The following is a 16,843-nucleotide window of genomic DNA, read 5'->3' on the forward strand; positions in this document are numbered from 1 at the left end:
GTAGCAGTAATAAAGCTCTTCTTGATGCCCATAAATAGTGAAACTGGTCACCATCACGGCTTGTTCTGACTAAATCAGTTGACGATATTTTAAAGAACTCTTCTTGGAATTTTAGTAGGTTAGTAATATTTACTGATTATTTCAGCTTGTGTCATGCCAGCATGCTGACAATAGAAAGACTCTATTGAATTTAAAGCGTCTCTTAGTTGCCGCTGTGACACCTGCACATACTGTAGGGTAACATCATCGCTTGATTTAGCTTCACGATGATTGAGTAAGCGTTTAAGGACTGGATAGCTGATATTTAAGCTATTGGCTACCGTTCCAAAAGTACGACGCAGATCATGTGGCGTAATATATAGGTTTGCTTGATTACCTATGGCCTTATAACTACCACTTAAATCTTTTATATGGTCATCGCTAGCTTGCAAGTCACTTGGGAATACCCATTGCTTACCAGAACTTATTCTCCACCTCTCTTCAAGTAGAGCCTGTAGAATATTACTAGTAGGCATATGATAATCAGAACCGTTTTTGGTATCTTTGAATATTATCCTGCCCGCTTTAAGGTCAATGTCAGACCACTTTAAAGACTGGGCCTCGTTTAAACGCACACCAGTGAACATAAAAAGTAGCATGATATCTCGTGCATTATTGCTATGAGGCGCTTGCATATGTGAGCTTCTATCAACATAACTTAAAAGCGTTTTGATGTACGTACCTAAATATTCTTCTTCGATATGTTTGGTACGTGGCTTAACTCTATTCCAATCTTTCTTTGCATTAAGTATGCGTATAGGTTGCTCTTTGATTAAAAAGTCTTCGTCATCATCTAAAAAGCTATCACGGCAATAATTCCAAACTGATCTCAGAGCTCTCATAGTTGCATTAGCCTGAGCTTCGCTATGCTTGCTTATCTCCTTATGTTTATTACTTATCATTGACTTAGTAATATCATTTAGAGAGATATTTAGCCAGTCTTTCAGCTTATTCAGTATTTGACGGTCATAAGTGGTAATAGTGCCTTCAGCTAAACCAGTCTTCGTTGATTTAAAGTAGTCATAAGCTTCTTGCAGTGTTGGCACATTATTGGTCTTATCCTTCGGATCTTCTAGGTTCTCATGAAGCCCGTCATAAACATGCATGCCTTTTTTGATGTTAGCCATCATTATGCTGGCTTTTTCACGTGCTTCGGTTAGCGTAATCAAGTGTGTTTCTTCTACTTCATCTCGATATAGCTTTCCATTTATACGCTTATGTAATGTATAGCGCTTTGATTGCTTACCTACACGTAGTGCAAATCCAGTCAATACATCATCCATATAGATATCAGTACCTTTAGCGGTATAGTCTATTGAATCAATAAGTTTTTTGGTAAGTTTAACCTTCATATATCACCCATGTAGCAGTACATAACCATAGTGTTAGTAGTCATCATACTTTAATTACTATAAGGGTCAAAGTATCAAGATAGTATCAAAAAATTAATTACATCCATGCGTTAGCATAAATTTTAGACAATAAAAAACCCTTACAAGCCAATGCTTATAAGGGTTTGAATATGGTGGGCCCAGTAGGACTTGAACCTACGACCAAAGGATTATGAGTCCTCTGCTCTAACCAACTGAGCTATGGGCCCTAACGTTAGACGCACAATGATACCTGATTTTTTTAATTTTTCAAGTAAAAGATAGGCAGTAATCAAGATATTTTTTATTGAGCCACATTTTTGTATTACAGGTGACCACCAGCTATGGTTAGGCTACGGCCACCATCCACGGTGATGATCTCTCCTGTGACATAATTTGCCTGCACAAGATACAGTACGCTATGAGCAATCTCATCAGGTTGGCCTATGCGCCGCATAGGAATAGCATCGATGATACTTTTTTGTTGTGCATTGTCAATAGCTTGGTCGCTAGTAGGGTCAGGCAAAATGTTGACTCCAGGAGCAACCCCGTTGACCCTTACTTCTGGCGCCATCTCTAGCGCTAGCGACTGTACCATCATTCGATGCGCAGCCTTCGCCATATTGTAAACGGTATAGTTGTTAAATGGTCTATCATGCGCGTGTATGTCCAATAAACTGATAATACAGCCTTGTTGTTGCTTAAGATAAGGTAGTAGGGCTTGGCTTAGTAATAAAGGGGCTTTGGCATTGGTCAAAAGCAACTCATCCCACTGTGCATGATTGATACTACCAAGTGGGCTAGGATAAAACCGTGAGGCATTATGCACCAGTACATCAAGCTGTCCAAACGCCTCTATAATACTTCCAACAAAGCTGTCTAAAGCTGTTTTATCATTAACTATTGTCAAGTCAGCAACGATAACTTTTGCACTATTAGCACGGATGTCGTTCAGATGGTCAGCCAAGTCATTAGCGTCTTGTTCACTACGGTGACAATGAATAATGACGCGGTAACCTTGCCTATGAGCTGTTTTAACAATAGCCGCCCCAATACGCCTAGCACTACCTGTGACAAGCATCACTGGCGCTTGGTTATTCATATTTTCTGCTTGGTAGGCATTAAGTTCTTGGTCCATAGCAATACTACTTTTTTCTCTAGTGCGCTTGTCTATATCATTGTTGCGCTTGCAAGTGTTCAATCCTGCTTTGGCGTAAGGCTGCACCAATAGCGGGGCCTTTAAGGTCTGGCGCAATGTCAGTCATGCCGATGGCGTGAAAGCTGTTTAGTGCTAACATCATTTGGCGATGCTGTATTGCTAGCTGTAACACATGACTGCACACTAGCAGTTGAGAGAGCTTATCAGGCTCCTTATGCGCACCGCAGGCTTGGATTAGATCGATTTTTTCAGCCGCAGTTAAGTTATTTATTGTGCTTAGTTTTTCAGCTTGCTGAACGAATAAAGTTGCGAACTGAGTATGTGCTTTTGGGACTTTGGCTTTATTACCGATAGCGTTAATATTTTTTATAGCGGTTGATACGTTAGACGGAGACTCAGAGTTTTCGCTATTAAATAGTGATGAGGTCAAGCTAGTCATTAGCAGTGCCCAGCGCTGCGATAAATTCAACTGCATCTGTCCCGCAAAGTATAATGCAGTTTGAACTGTTTCTCTTATTTGGACATTGTCCCAAGCATGATGCAAAGGCGCGAAATACTCTATGAGCGCACCAATTTCAAACAGTTTTTGCCAATAGACTTGCGGTGATAACTGCATAGTTGCACGGCTCGATTCTTGCCAAATACGTTCGGCGCTTAAATGAGCCAGCTCTCCTGTATCAACCAATTGACGCATCAGCGTTAAAGTGTCATCCGCGATGGTGAACCCTAAATCGTAGTAACGACTATAGAAGCGCACTGTTCGAAGTACACGTAATGGGTCTTCATTAAAAGCATTAGACACATGACGCAATGTCTTACTTTTTAAGTCTTGTAGGCCACCATAGTAGTCGATGACTTGTCCGTCAATAGGGGTGTCGTCAGTTAAGCTGGTAACTTCGATTGCCATCGCGTTGATGGTTAAATCACGACGGCGCAAATCATCCTCTAGACTAACATCAGGGCTGGCATGTACGCTAAAGCCTTTGTAGCCTGAGCCTTGCTTGCGCTCTGTACGTGCCAACGCATACTCTTCATGACTGGTCGGATGCAAAAACACCGGAAAATCAGCACCGACTTGTTGAAACCCTGCATCAATCATCTCTGCCACAGTAGCGCCAACGACGACGAAGTCCTTGTCCTTGATAGGACGCTTGAGCAGTCGATCGCGTACAGCACCGCCTACGAGGTAAATTTGCATAGAAGCCTCTTCTTATTATTGAGCTTTATATCACTATCTCAATTTTTATGAATCAAAAAAACAGCCAATGCTCTATAAGTTGCATTGACTGGTTTTAGTATAGCAGAAGGGCTCTGTCAATGGATGACAGAGCCCTTCTTAATATAGTCAATCCTCTATAAATTGGGTCCGGTGTTAGCCACGTTCAGTCTACTACTCGTAGTACTTTCACTCGGCTTCCTGGTATCCAAATTATATTGAACCGATATAGTGCATTCATACTGGGTATGATGTATGACTATTTTTCATTTTCTAGGTCTTGTGCTTCAGTGACGGTCAATGCAGTCATGTTGACAATACCACGTGCTGTCGCTGATGGCGTCAAAATGTGTACCGGCTTATTAGTACCTAATAGGATAGGACCAATAGAAGCACTGCCAGTCGCTGTTTTAAGCAGGTTGAAAGCGATGTTTGAGGCATCAAGGGTTGGCAAGATAAGCAGGTTCGCTGCACCTTTCAATGGGCTTGATGGCATATCGTTTAGACGAATATTTTCGTTAAGCGCGGCATCACCTTGCATTTCGCCTTCAAACTCAAAGTCGACATTCATATTGGTTAATAGTTCATGAACCTTACGCATTTTGACAGCGCTGGCACGATCTGAAGCACCAAAGTTAGAATGAGACACTAGCGCCACGCGTGGCGTAATACCAAAGCGACGTAGCTGATCCGTTGCCAAGACAGTCATTTCAGCCAATTGCTCAGCTGTTGGGTCTTCATGGACATAAGTATCAGCGATAAAGATATTACGATCTTGCATGAGTACTGCATTCATCGCATAGAAATCATTCATACCTTGTTTTTTGCCAATGACGCTTTCAACGTATTTTAGATGCAATTGGTAATGGCCAAAGGTACCGCATACCATGCCATCTGCCGCACCATTTTCAACCAGCAAAGAACCAATCAAAGTCGTCTTACGGCGAACATCACGGCGCGCAAGCTCGATGCTTACACCGCGGCGTTTGTTTTTCTCATAGTAGCCCTGCCAGTAGTCTTTGTAGCGAGGATCGTCATCAACGTTGACGATGGTAATATTTTCGCCAGCTTTTAGACGTAGGCCTAGCTTTTTGATATTGGCTTCGATAACTGAAGGACGACCAACTAAGATAGGTTGCGCTAACTTCTCATCAACGACGACTTGCACAGCAAGTAAGATGTTGTTGTCTTCACCTTCACAGTACACGATACGTTTTGGATCGGCTTTAGCACGAGCAAAGATTGGCTTCATTACAAACGCTGAGTTATAAACAAACTCAGACAGACGCTGACGATAGGCTTGCATGTCATCGATCGGTAACGTGGCAACGCCTGAATCCATCGCTGCTTTGGCAACAGCAGATGCGATTTCAATGATTAGATTTGGCTCTAGAGGGCCTGGGATTAAGTAATCACGACCAAAACTCTGCATCTTTTCGATGTTTCTAGCGCTGGTAGTTGGCGTAGCTTCGACGTGTGCCATCGCAGCGATGGCTTTTACGCAAGCGACTTTCATCTCTTCGTTGACGGTTGTCGCACCAACGTCCAATGCACCGCGGAAGATGTATGGGAAGCATAGTGCGTTGTTTACTTGGTTTGGATAATCTGAGCGACCAGTTGCCATGATGACGTCTGGACGTACCGCATGTGCCAATTCTGGCATGATTTCAGGTGTTGGGTTGGCAAGTGCAAAGACAATAGGATCTTTTGCCATACGGCGAACCATATCTTCTGATAGAGTACCTGGCATAGATAGGCCTAGGAACATATCCACATCGTCCATGACTTCTTCAATAGAAGTGGCCGTGGTATCACGAGCATAACGCTGTTTGGTTTCATCAAGGTTTTCACGACTAGTGCTGATAATGCCGCGTGAATCTGAAACAATAATGTTGTTTTTATTAACACCAAGTGCGCAAATGATATCTAAGCAAGAAATGGCTGCTGCGCCCGCGCCTGAACAAACAATTTTAATATCTTCGATTTTTTTGCCAGTAATCAACAAAGCGTTTAGCATCGCTGCGGCAACAATGATTGAGGTACCATGTTGATCATCATGGAACACAGGAATGTTCATACGCTCACGTAATACGCGCTCAATTTTGAAACATTCTGGTGCTTTGATATCTTCTAAGTTGATACCACCAAAGGTAGGCTCAAGAGAAGCAACAGCTTCGATGAACTTATCTGGATCATTTTGGTCAATTTCAATATCAAAAACGTCGATACCTGCGAACTTCTTAAATAGAACGCCTTTACCTTCCATGACTGGCTTCGATGCCAATGGACCGATATTACCCAGACCCAATACAGCAGTACCGTTAGTGATAACACCAACTAAGTTGTTACGTGCCGTGTATTTAGACGCAAGTTTTGGATCTCTTTGGATCTCAAGACAAGGTACAGCCACGCCTGGAGAGTAGGCGAGTGCTAAATCACGTTGGTTAGCTAGCTGCTTAATAGGGGTTACCGAAATTTTACCTGGGCGTGGAAACTCATGGTAATGTAAGGCAGCTTGTTCAAACTGCTCTTTTTCTGTACTGAGGTTATCCGTATTCGAAGTGGTATCGTCATTCATAATAATTGCCATGGTTGGAATAAATTGGAATAAATTAAATGGTGATAAAAAACAACGTCCAACCCTTCAAAGATCATTGAATGATAATAATTGAAAGGTATAAAAACGTTAAACGACTCACGACCATCAGAATCATGGTCGACGATCAAAAATCAGGTCAAAAAAGCAAACCAGCTAAAATATTCATTCTAGCATTATTGCCAATTCACTGCCTAGTCAACAACGGTGAATTGTGCGAATAATATAATAAAATGATATTCGTTATTTATCTCGTTGATAATGCCAAAAAACGCGGTTAGATATCAACCTTAATTTCATAATATTTCAAAATATTACAGAATTGAAAGATGCTAAGACGGGCAACTACTAAGATGAGCAGCTACTAAGACGAGCAACTAATAGGCATCTGCGGTGTATCAGGCGCAAGCGCACTGCTATCTAAATCATTAGCGATATCTTGCACACTATAAGGATTGGCTAGTAAACGGAATACCCGATCAACTTCTTCAAACTGGCCTTGCTCTGCGGCAGTAATTGCACGCTGCGCCATGCTATTACGAAGGACGTAGACAGGATTGTTGGTCTGCATGTCGTTAACTGCCTGCTCAAGTGGCAGCTGCTCAATCTGTGCCAGATAACGTGTTGACCAGTCTTGCCATACTTGCTGCGCATCACCGCTTAATTCAGTGGTCATAGTAGCCAGTAGCTTTTGCTCATAAGGATGATCTGCTGGTGCGACCAAACCGAGTAGGGCGCGAAAGCTATTAGTATAGTCGAGCAAATTGTCTTCTAATAGTGTCAACCATTCAAAGGCCAAGCTGAGACTCTCTCTTTGATGCGGTAAGCCAAGCTTACGGCACAGACCTTGCTGATAGTGCTGCATAAAGGTTGCTTCATAAGGTGCTAGGCAGTCAGATAGAGTCTCACGAGTAACGCCTTCTAGGCGCATAAAGTGTGGCAGCCAAACGTTTAGGTTCCAGTGCCCGATAGCAGGCTGATTCTGATAAGCGTAACGACCCGTATGGTCTGAGTGATTATTGATCCATGCAGGATTAAAGCGCTCCATAAAGCCAAACGGCCCGAAGTCCAAAGTACTGCCTGTGATAGATAAGTTATCTGTGTTCATCACACCGTGAGCAAAGCCAATCAATTGCCAATCAGCAATCATACGAGCCGTACGTTCAACCACTGCGGTCAAGAAAGCTAAGACAGGCGTTTCGCTATCGCGGCACTCTGGATAGTAAGTGTCAATCATATAGTCAGTGAACTCACCCAGTACATCAGGGGCAAAGCTGGCAATCCATTCAACATGACCGAGACGAATATGACTGTCTGCCACACGCATTAGTGCTGCACCTGCTTCGATACGCTCACGGCGCACTCTCGTATCCGATACCACAAACCCCAAAGCGTTAGATGAGGAGATGCCAAGCTGCGTCAATGCATGACCGCACAGGTATTCGCGAATGGTACTACGTAAGACTGCGCGCCCATCACCCATGCGTGAGTAGGGCGTCAAGCCAGCACCTTTAAGATGCAAGTCTTGTGGCTGCCCATGATTATCGAGTACCTGCGCCATGAGCAAACCGCGTCCGTCACCCAATTGCCCAGCCCATTGCCCAAACTGGTGACCAGCATAGGCCATAGATAGTGGTTTGAAATCAGCTGGCACGTATTGACCGCCCAATATCTCAACCCAATTGCTCATCAGGTCCTCATCGTCGGCCCAGCCTAACTGCTGTGCAACTTGACTATTGAAGTGACCGGCACGAGGATTGTCTAGTGGCGTCGGTGGCTGCTCATGATAAAGGCGCGTGTCTAGGTTGACGTAAGTGTTTTGATAACGCATACAGGCCGTTTCCATTAAAATATAAAAGTGAGAATGTCACTATAGCATAGCTCTCATATGGCATCGTTGCACTCTGTCCGTCTCTTGTAATATCTGGACAAAAAATAAATTTTTCGGTCTTTAATTAACTGAATATGATGGATGAGATGGTTATTGTTTTTGGATTAGAGAAAGCAATGGTTCAGCCAATGTATTTGACCATTTATTATGATAATAAAATCATTAGAAGTAGCTGTAATGACATAATCGATAAAGTATAAGCAAAAAAATCCCCCTATCTAGGACGGATAGGGGGATGGAGAAGCTTCAAAATTATAAAATAAATCAGAGGTTAATTAAGCCGCTTTTTCGTTCGCGCCAATAGAGCGGAAAGCAGTTTTTAGATTGCTGTTATGCTCAAGGATTTTCTGTTCAATTTTCGCATAATCATGCTTTAGCTTATCATCAACTTCACGTAAGCGATCAGCACATTCTATTTTTTTCATTTCAATAGTTTGGGCTTTCAGTGATTGCCATTCTTCGACAGTTTGTTTAAATGCATCGTATTCAAACTTAATGCGGTCTTGGAAGCTCTTCATCGCATGAGGAAGATCAAGCCCAGTGCTTGTGGCTGTATCGATCTGCTGTTGTGCTGCTTTGAACTGCATTTGCACTTCGGCATGCTTAATAGTCGTATCATCAACAGTACGCAAATCCGTCGTTAAACCGATTTTTGATAAACCAGCAATCAACCATTTTGTTGGATCATATTGCCACCATTTCACGCCATTACGATAATCATACTGGAAGAAATGATGATAGTTATGATAACCCTCGCCCCACGTAAAGATAGCTAAGAAAAAGTTATCACGAGCACTATTAGTATCCGTATAAGGACGTGTACCAAACATATGACATAGCGAATTGATGAAGAAGGTGAAGTGATGAGTTAATACCAAGCGCAGCAAACCAGCGATCAGTAAAGTACCCCAAACATCACCAATGAGCCAACCAATAGCAGCAACCATACCAACATTCATGGCAACTACCCACAAACCATAATATTTATGCTGAATCTGTAAGACTCTGTCTTTGGTCAAATCAGGAATGTTTTTATAATCAAATTTACCGCTAGGGTAGTTGCGTAGCATCCAACCAATATGGCTGAACCAAAAACCACGCTGTGCTGAATATGGATCGTCCAAACGATCATCTACATGACGATGGTGAGTACGATGTCCAGAAACCCAATCAAACGCTGAGCCTTGTACGGCTAAGGTTGAACCTAACAATAAAAAGTTTTTGACAATAGGGTGCGCTTTGTAAGCACGGTGCGATAGCAGACGATGGTAACCCGCCGTGATACTGATACCTGTCCATACCATAAAGGCACCAAACACACCCCAAACAGGAGCGCTAACTTCATGAGTCCATAGATACCATGGCGTAATCACAGCAGCAGCAATTGGCGTCGCTACTAAAATAGCCGCTGGAATCCAGTTAATTGGTGCTTTGGTAAATTCAAACTCACGCATATCAATGCTTTGCTCTTGCGCAGAAAGATCCGCTTGCTCAGAAGCTTTCGCATAATTGCGTTTTGCAACAGGCTGCTCATCAAGCGCCATTTGCGCTTTTTTCTCATCAAAACGAGTCTTGAAACGCGTTACTTGAGTGCTGGCGGTCTTTACAAGCGTATCACCAGATTTGATAGCGAAACGTAAGCCTTTAAGCGGTAAGCCAAGTGCTTTTTTTGCAATCATATAATATCCCTAACGGTATTAATTTAAGCCACCATAGTACCTTAAAAAGCGTGTAAAGTGAACACTTATACACTATAAAAATATTGCTAAATAACAATAACTTGTATGGATTATAGAATGTATTGGTCAAAAATACGAGTGACTTATCAGACATGAAGGAGAAGTGTAACAAGAAGGGTAGATATGTATGAAAGAATGCGTTTATCGAAAAAATGATTAAATATCAAAAAAGTACGGATAACTCGGTCAAGGCAACAGCAAATGACTTGGAAAATCCGTAATGATGACATCAGTCTCCCATTTGATGAGCTGCTCAATGGTGGGAATATCATTAACCGTCCAAGCACTTACGGGCAATCCATAACGGTGGCTATGCTTGATGACGGCTTGGGTCAAAAGCGGATAATGAATGCCCAGTTGAATACAGCCGAGTTGCAATGCGGTATTGGTCGCGCTTGCCAACGCTTCTGGCGTACGAATAAGCAAGCCGCGAGGCATATGAGATAATAGTTTGTGACGTTGCAAACGGTTGTGTAACTCGACATCGAAGCTCGTCAACACAACTGGTAAGCTGGCAAGAGGTGTATTAATAAATGCCTGCCGAAGCGCTGCAATCAACACCGCATAGTTGGTACGGCTATGCGTTTTAATTTCAAGCTCAATAACGTTAAATCCTCTAAGCGCAGGTGCCATGCTTGCCAATGTCATAATGGGTTGACCAAACTGCAACTGGCATTGAATCTCAGTCAGTTTTAACTGGTCAATACGTGATTGCCGACCGCACATATGCTCTAAATCATCGTCATGGAATACGATTAAGTGACCATCAGCGTTTAGTTGTATATCAAACTCTACGCCTGCTAAGCCTCTTGACTTAAGATTTTGAGAGTATTGAAAGCCTGAAAAGGTATTTTCTAACGCTTCACCGCGTGCGCCTCGATGACCTAGTAATAACGTATCTCTAAAATTTATCATATGCACCAATTATCGATGATTTTTATGCCCAATCATATAGCGTCATATCAACGACGTCTAACAAAAACTGCGATGCAATCCGTACTTTTTTGAATATGACTTTTTAGAGTCCAAATCTGCGAATGTTTGTTATGTTTTTGCAACCAAACGCAGGTTTTCCCCATAATGAGGGGCACTATTTGTATATCCATGGGCTACACTAATGACCATTTGATTTAAACACCGTATAATGATGTGGTTTTCATATCTGTAGCAGCTAGCGTTGCGATTTGAATGTTGAACACTGTCAGTCAGTGGCGGTACGAACCTGTAAATTGGGAGTAGAGTTAGTATGAGCGTAGCAAATATAAGTTTGAGCAAGTGGCATAAAGTTGCTGGGATTGGATTGGTATGTGGTTTGGCGCTTGCAGGCTGTGATCGCTCAGATAAAGAAGACACTACTGAGCAGGCAGAGCTAACAGAACAAGAGACGGTCGATGCTGAAAATAGCGTTGCGCCTGCGATCAGTTGTGATGATCCTATGGTGCAAGATCGCCTTAAGTCAGCTCTAAAAAATACGCTCAATCAACAAGCACAGTCATTGGCTGCCAATTATGCAAATGATGCTGAAATCAGTTTAGCAAACGGTGTGGTTAGCGAAAAAATCAATGGCGTGGTCATTGATGTCCAAAACGCTGCTATCTTGCAACAAGCTAACGAGAACGGCATGACCACTTGTCAAGCAAGTGTCAGCATGACGCTACCAAGTGAAGACTTGTATCAAGCCAGTCAGGTACAAGCGGCCAATAATCAGCCAAGTCTACAATCACGTTTAGCGCAAGACAATATCCGCATCAATAACAATATGCTCGTTGATGACGCGTTTACTTACATCGTCGGTACTCAAGGCGGTCAAGTGCGTACGCGTATTGCAGGTCAGCCTGCTTTAATTACTGTTGTTGCAGATGTGATGGCAGGTTCTGTCTTTAAAACTGCAATGGATGAGCAACGCGCCCAACGTGCTGCTGAGCGCCGTGCAACACAGAACAACGATACGTCTCAAACAGCGCCAATCCGTCAGCCAAGAACCGTAACGCCAGTTGAGCCAATTCGTCCAACTGAACCTACGCCGCCGCCAACCATCAATAAACCTGCTGAAAGTCAGAACAGTTCGACTGCAAACACTCAAGCAGATGCTGCCGAGCCTAGTAAGCCCGCCACGCCAAAAGCCGTACCTAAAGATGAAACCATCGATATGGTGATCATTGAAGACAACAGCGCGACTTATTAATTGGTCATTGTAATAAGAGATAGCGATATCCAGTAGAGCGAATTGCTATCGCTGAATAATAAAAACCCCGCAACAATTATGTCGCGGGGTTTTTTTGGGTTTAAGCTCTTTATTGTTAAATACTTAGTTTGTATTATTGACTGTCAGTGAACGTTTTCAATGCTTGACTGTCCCACAACACCTCAGAGACTTTTTCTGGGTCTGTACAAAAGCGTGCAGCGACAAATAACCAATCAGATAAGCGATTGATAAAGCTGACGGCAGTAAGACGAATCGCTTGTGGACGCTGCTGCTGCAATATCACAGCTTGACGTTCAGCACGGCGACATACACTACGCGCCACGTGTAATTGACTCACCAATATAGAACCTGTCGGCAAAATAAAGTCTTTTAGCGGTGGCAATGTGGCATTCATCATATCTATTTGCTGCTCTAACCATTCAATATGAGTGGCATTAACCCCTTCATACTCTGGCATAGCAAGCTCGCCGCCTATATTGAACAACAAGTGCTGAATGATGACCAAAGCCTCAGAGAACTCTTTCTCTATAGATTGCCCTTTATTGTGCTTTAGTTGCGCACGTACCAAGCCGATATGTGAGTTGAGCTCGTCGATGTCACCCATGACGCTAAATAGATCGTCCGCTTTGCTAAGGCGGCTGCCATCAGCCATACCAGTGCTGCCGTCATCTCCAGTACGTGTGTATATTTTGCTTAAGCGATTGCCCATCTTTACATCCTTAAACGATTTTTATGATTGAATAGCGTTAGTTGCACGCTCATTGTAGTATTTTACGCCTGTTTTCGCTAAGATAATGGGTTACGTTTTATATCACGACGTTTTTTGGTCTGAATTTTTATTTTCCTGATTTATAGTCACAGTCGTTGGTATGGCTTATTCATACATGGCGGCTGAGATTTCACATTTTCTATTTTATTTACGTTACAAGGCTTTTTTACTATGACCACACCACTTGCAGATGCGATGTCCCAACTTGCTATTTACGATTCATTGACTGGCAGCAAGCGTCAGTTTGTACCACTCAAAGCAGGGCAGGTTGGTATGTATGTGTGCGGCATGACTGTTTATGACTATTGTCATATTGGTCATGCGCGAGTGATGGTCGGTTTTGATATGGCCGTTCGTTGGTTGGCACGTTTGGGTTACAACGTGAATTACGTACGTAATATCACTGATATCGATGATAAAATCATTGCCCGTGCTGCTGAAAACGGTGAAGAGATTGGTACATTGACGCAGCGCTTTATTGAAGCAATGCATGAAGATGCGACTGCGCTTGGTTGTGAGATGCCAAATGCTGAGCCACGTGCGACCGATCATATCGATGATATGCAGGATATGATTGAGACGTTAGTCACTGGCAACTACGCGTATGCAGGCGACAACGGTGATGTCTATTATGCTGTTGATAGCTTTGACGGTTATGGTAAATTATCGAAGCGCAATCTGGACGATATGCAGGCAGGTTCGCGAGTCGAGGTTGAAAATGATAAACGCAATCCATTTGATTTTGTACTATGGAAAGCGGCAAAACCTGACGAGCCGCAGTGGGCATCGCCATGGGGTCAAGGGCGTCCAGGCTGGCATATTGAATGTTCAGCGATGTCGACTAAGTGCTTAGGTAGCACCTTTGATATTCATGGCGGTGGTCATGACTTACAGTTCCCGCATCACGAAAACGAAATCGCCCAGTCTGAGGCAGCGACTGGTTGTGAGTATGCACGCAACTGGATGCATGTTGGTTTTATCAATGTCGATGGCGAAAAAATGTCTAAATCATTGGGCAACTTTTTTACCATTCGCGATGTCATGGCAAAGTACTTACCTGAGACGGTGCGTTTTTTCTTATTATCGAGCCATTATCGCAGCCAAGTTAACTTCTCTGATAGCGCATTGGATGAAGCGCATAATAGCCTAAGCAGACTGTATAATGCACTAAAATTGGCTGAGCAGCAAAAAGGACAGTCAATCGCAATAAATGAAGACTTAGTAGCTGAAGCTTACAATAGCGCGGTTGGTCAAGATTTCATCAAGGCAATGAATGACGACTTCAATAGCTCGACGGCCATTAGCGTATTATTCGGATTAGCTCGCGATATCAATAAAACCATTAAAACGGAAGACGTCGATACCGCATGGCAATTAGCCCAGCAACTAAAAGCATTGGCACAAGTATTAAATATTTTACAGCAGCCAGTGCAGCAGTTTTTGCAAGCAGTGACTGGTGAACAGGCAGAAGATGGTCTAACGGATGCGGTTATTGATGGTTTAATTATCGAACGTGCAGAGTCTAAAGCCAACAAAAACTTTGCTCGTGCTGATGAGATACGTGAGCAACTAAAAGAGGCGGGTATTGAGCTAGAAGATAGCCGTGCTGGCACCACATGGCGCCGCGCTTAAAATAATGTTTGCCGTCTATATGGTAAATAGCTACAAATCTCGTAATAAATTAAGTCAGCTTTAGGCTGGCTTTTTTTTGCTTACTGAATTAGGTTAAAGCAGCAGCGATATATTTTTTATACTTTCCTTTTGTAGACTGATGGCTTTGAAAACATGAATACACTTAAAGACAATCCTATGAACCATCATTGTGCCGTTTTGCGCTCAGATGATAATCATCAAGTAGATGTAGAGAAAAGTCGTTTTCAAAGCCATGTGCTGCAAGTATTGTTGGGCTTTTTGATTGTCGCTATAAATGTCATCTATTCACCCGCTTATGCAGCAAATAGTGAAAATGAACAGAGCACGAGCGAGCCGGAAAAACAAACGCCTAGTAAGCCTGATAGTTTTTCTGAATATGCCGCTCAGCAAGTCAATGCGCTTAAAGATGAAAGTGTTAGTATTTCTGGTATTACTGAAGAGATCTTTGATCCTACTGAACGTAACGCAGTAGAGCAGGCAGGCAGGCTACAAGGGGATACGGCACTGACCGGAGAATATAGTGAGAGCTACTATATTCTCGATAAACTAAATGCAGGGTTGCCACCGTTATCTGAGCCAGCTAACTTAGAAACACCGCTTGCAGCCTTAGAGTTTTTTCAATCAGCATTAATGAAACAGCAGTATGATTTGGCCGCTTACGCGCTAAACATGAATTTGATTGATGAAAAAAGTCAACGTAGCCGTGCGCTTGATCTCACAAAGCGACTGGATTTCTTATTATCTGAAAAAGAGCTCTATGTATTCGACGATATGCCAGATCGTCCCGATGGCTTAATTGAACCACCGCTTGGTAATAATAGCAGTGTCATGGGTATTGCTAGACGCTCTATTCAGCTTGGCTATGTTGACTATCGCGAGCGCCGTGTTCCTATTTATTTGCAACGAGTACGAGTAGGGGATGAAGCCCCTGTCTGGGTATTTTCGGCGCAGACAGTAGGCAATATTGATAATCTCTATGAGCAGTATCATCCAGCCGAGTTCGAGCGTTATTTGCCCACTTGGTTAAAGCTAAAGTTTTTTGGAATTGCGCTATGGGAATTCTCAGCGCTGATATTGTTCTTTTTATTAACCATGGGGATGGGTTGGCTACTGAGTAAAGGTACTGCAAAAATCATCAATCATTATATCGATGAAGAAAAATACAGCGTGTATGTTGGCAGTACCAATGGCGTCGCCGATTTGGTTAGCAAGCTAACAGTACCATTAACCTTTACCATCAGTTTTTCACTGGTTTTTACCTTGGTTTCTGGTGGTTTTCCTTATTTAGATGCAGTCGCCTCATCTACTCGTCCATTGATTTGGATTGGACTGGTATTTAGTACCATGTGGTTAGGCATTCGTATCATTAACTTTTTTGCCAATCGCTATCAAGACATGCAGATTGAAAATTTGGCTGCAGAGCATTTCGATAAAGAACGTCGCCGCCGTACTTATGTATCAATATTTCGCCGTGTGTTTATTTTCGCGATGATTTTGGGAAGCTTCTGGATAGGTCTTAGTGAATTTGCAAATATGGAAGGCCTTGGCAAAACTTTATTGACTTCAGCGGGTATTGCAGGTGTGGTTATCGGTATTGCGGCACAGCCAATATTAGGGAATATCATCGCTGGTGTACAGGTAGCAGTGACGCAGCCAGTGCGAATCGGCGATAGTGTGATAATGGACGGTAATTTTAGTACGGTTGAAGACCTGCGTTACACGTATGCCGTGTTAAAAACATGGGATGAGCGTCGCTTGATCGTGCCAATGCGTGAGCTAATCACTGAACGAGTGGAAAACTGGTCGCATACAGAAGTTCATCAGACCTGTCCTGTGTTTTTGTATATTGATTATGGCGCAGATATCGACGCTATCCGAGAGGCATTTATATCGATGGTCAAGGACAATAAGCTTTGGGATAATAAAACAGAACCCGAAATGTATGTAGTAGATGTGACCGAAAACACTATTCAATTGCGTGGCGCTGTTTCATCAGTAGGGCCTATAGAAGCATGGACGCTGGCCTGTGAGATACGGGAGCAAATGCTTGGCTACCTGCATGCGCAGCAGAACAAATATCTACCTACAGAGCGTTTTACGTTAACAAAAGGCGAATAGGATTCAGGAGTAACAATGGGCTTTGCGAGCTTGATTAGCTTTAAAAGCGAGTTATTAATGGTTTGAAGCATGATTGTCATCGATAAA

At 42.9% G+C, this 16,843-nt stretch carries 11 protein-coding genes and 1 tRNA gene; 3 read left to right on the plus strand and 9 right to left on the minus strand.

The features are described 5' to 3' along the window. Positions 1-119: 119 nt before the first annotated feature. The 8 genes from CXF60_RS07660 to CXF60_RS07695 all read right to left on the minus strand — a co-directional run bounded on the left by CXF60_RS07660 (position 120) and on the right by CXF60_RS07695 (position 10,925). The gene (locus tag CXF60_RS07660) at positions 120-1,391 is read right to left on the minus strand and encodes a tyrosine-type recombinase/integrase (RefSeq protein ID WP_102091462.1); all 1,272 of its coding nucleotides are present in this window, start codon (positions 1,389-1,391) and stop codon (positions 120-122) included. A 171-nt stretch (positions 1,392-1,562) separates the two neighbouring features. After that, positions 1,563-1,639: transfer RNA gene (locus CXF60_RS07665), tRNA-Ile, on the minus strand. 95 nt (positions 1,640-1,734) lie between these two features. Continuing rightward, positions 1,735-2,547 carry a pteridine reductase gene (locus CXF60_RS07670; protein ID WP_228707067.1) on the minus strand — a complete coding sequence of 271 codons (813 nt, stop codon included), beginning with the start codon at positions 2,545-2,547 and terminating at the stop codon, positions 1,735-1,737. Between the two features lie 37 nt (positions 2,548-2,584). Further along, complete coding sequence (locus CXF60_RS07675; RefSeq protein WP_102091463.1) at positions 2,585-3,766, minus strand: tRNA nucleotidyltransferase/poly(A) polymerase-related protein; 1,182 nt, start codon at positions 3,764-3,766, stop codon at positions 2,585-2,587. A 277-nt stretch (positions 3,767-4,043) separates the two neighbouring features. Continuing rightward, the gene (locus tag CXF60_RS07680) at positions 4,044-6,362 is read right to left on the minus strand and encodes an NADP-dependent malic enzyme (RefSeq protein WP_102091464.1); all 2,319 of its coding nucleotides are present in this window, start codon (positions 6,360-6,362) and stop codon (positions 4,044-4,046) included. Positions 6,363-6,744: 382 nt separating this feature from the next. Continuing rightward, positions 6,745-8,211, minus strand: coding sequence for a protein adenylyltransferase SelO (locus CXF60_RS07685; protein ID WP_102091465.1), 1,467 nt, complete (start codon positions 8,209-8,211; stop codon positions 6,745-6,747). 335 nt (positions 8,212-8,546) lie between these two features. Further along, the gene (locus tag CXF60_RS07690) at positions 8,547-9,725 is read right to left on the minus strand and encodes an acyl-CoA desaturase (RefSeq protein ID WP_179799003.1); all 1,179 of its coding nucleotides are present in this window, start codon (positions 9,723-9,725) and stop codon (positions 8,547-8,549) included. Between the two features lie 471 nt (positions 9,726-10,196). Then, complete coding sequence (locus CXF60_RS07695) at positions 10,197-10,925, minus strand: glycerophosphodiester phosphodiesterase (protein WP_102091466.1); 729 nt, start codon at positions 10,923-10,925, stop codon at positions 10,197-10,199. 331 nt (positions 10,926-11,256) lie between these two features. On the opposite strand from CXF60_RS07695, the gene CXF60_RS07700 reads away from it, so the two are divergent. Then, positions 11,257-12,195 (plus strand): hypothetical protein, encoded by a 939-nt coding sequence (locus CXF60_RS07700; protein ID WP_102091467.1) that lies wholly within the window; start codon positions 11,257-11,259, stop codon positions 12,193-12,195. A 133-nt stretch (positions 12,196-12,328) separates the two neighbouring features. On the opposite strand, the gene CXF60_RS07705 is transcribed toward CXF60_RS07700, so the two are convergent. Continuing rightward, complete coding sequence (locus tag CXF60_RS07705; protein ID WP_102091468.1) at positions 12,329-12,925, minus strand: cob(I)yrinic acid a,c-diamide adenosyltransferase; 597 nt, start codon at positions 12,923-12,925, stop codon at positions 12,329-12,331. 231 nt (positions 12,926-13,156) lie between these two features. Here CXF60_RS07705 and cysS point away from each other — a divergent pair, with 231 nt between their 5' ends. After that, complete coding sequence (gene cysS / locus CXF60_RS07710; protein WP_102091469.1) at positions 13,157-14,617, plus strand: cysteine--tRNA ligase; 1,461 nt, start codon at positions 13,157-13,159, stop codon at positions 14,615-14,617. 153 nt (positions 14,618-14,770) lie between these two features. Beyond that, a complete protein-coding gene (locus CXF60_RS07715) occupies positions 14,771-16,756 on the plus strand; it encodes a mechanosensitive ion channel family protein (RefSeq protein ID WP_228707068.1) in 1,986 nt (661 codons plus the stop codon). The last annotated feature ends 87 nt before the right edge of the window (positions 16,757-16,843 follow it).

The sequence above is a fragment of the Psychrobacter sp. 4Bb genome (assembly GCF_002836735.1).
Lineage (GTDB): Bacteria > Pseudomonadota > Gammaproteobacteria > Pseudomonadales > Moraxellaceae > Psychrobacter.

What these genes read in the sequence shown, in the direction of transcription:
- CXF60_RS07715 (WP_228707068.1), top strand. Translation starts at nt 14,771, where the DNA reads ATGAATACACTTAAAGACAATCCTATGAACCATCATTGTGCCGTTTTG.
- CXF60_RS07695 (WP_102091466.1), bottom strand. Translation starts at nt 10,925, where the DNA reads ATGATAAATTTTAGAGATACGTTATTACTAGGTCATCGAGGCGCACGC.
- CXF60_RS07680 (WP_102091464.1), bottom strand. Translation starts at nt 6,362, where the DNA reads ATGAATGACGATACCACTTCGAATACGGATAACCTCAGTACAGAAAAA.
- CXF60_RS07675 (WP_102091463.1), bottom strand. Translation starts at nt 3,766, where the DNA reads ATGCAAATTTACCTCGTAGGCGGTGCTGTACGCGATCGACTGCTCAAG.
- CXF60_RS07670 (WP_228707067.1), bottom strand. Translation starts at nt 2,547, where the DNA reads ATGGACCAAGAACTTAATGCCTACCAAGCAGAAAATATGAATAACCAA.
- CXF60_RS07660 (WP_102091462.1), bottom strand. Translation starts at nt 1,391, where the DNA reads ATGAAGGTTAAACTTACCAAAAAACTTATTGATTCAATAGACTATACC.
- CXF60_RS07705 (WP_102091468.1), bottom strand. Translation starts at nt 12,925, where the DNA reads ATGGGCAATCGCTTAAGCAAAATATACACACGTACTGGAGATGACGGC.
- CXF60_RS07690 (WP_179799003.1), bottom strand. Translation starts at nt 9,725, where the DNA reads ATGCGTGAGTTTGAATTTACCAAAGCACCAATTAACTGGATTCCAGCG.
- CXF60_RS07685 (WP_102091465.1), bottom strand. Translation starts at nt 8,211, where the DNA reads ATGCGTTATCAAAACACTTACGTCAACCTAGACACGCGCCTTTATCAT.
- cysS (WP_102091469.1), top strand. Translation starts at nt 13,157, where the DNA reads ATGACCACACCACTTGCAGATGCGATGTCCCAACTTGCTATTTACGAT.
- CXF60_RS07700 (WP_102091467.1), top strand. Translation starts at nt 11,257, where the DNA reads ATGAGCGTAGCAAATATAAGTTTGAGCAAGTGGCATAAAGTTGCTGGG.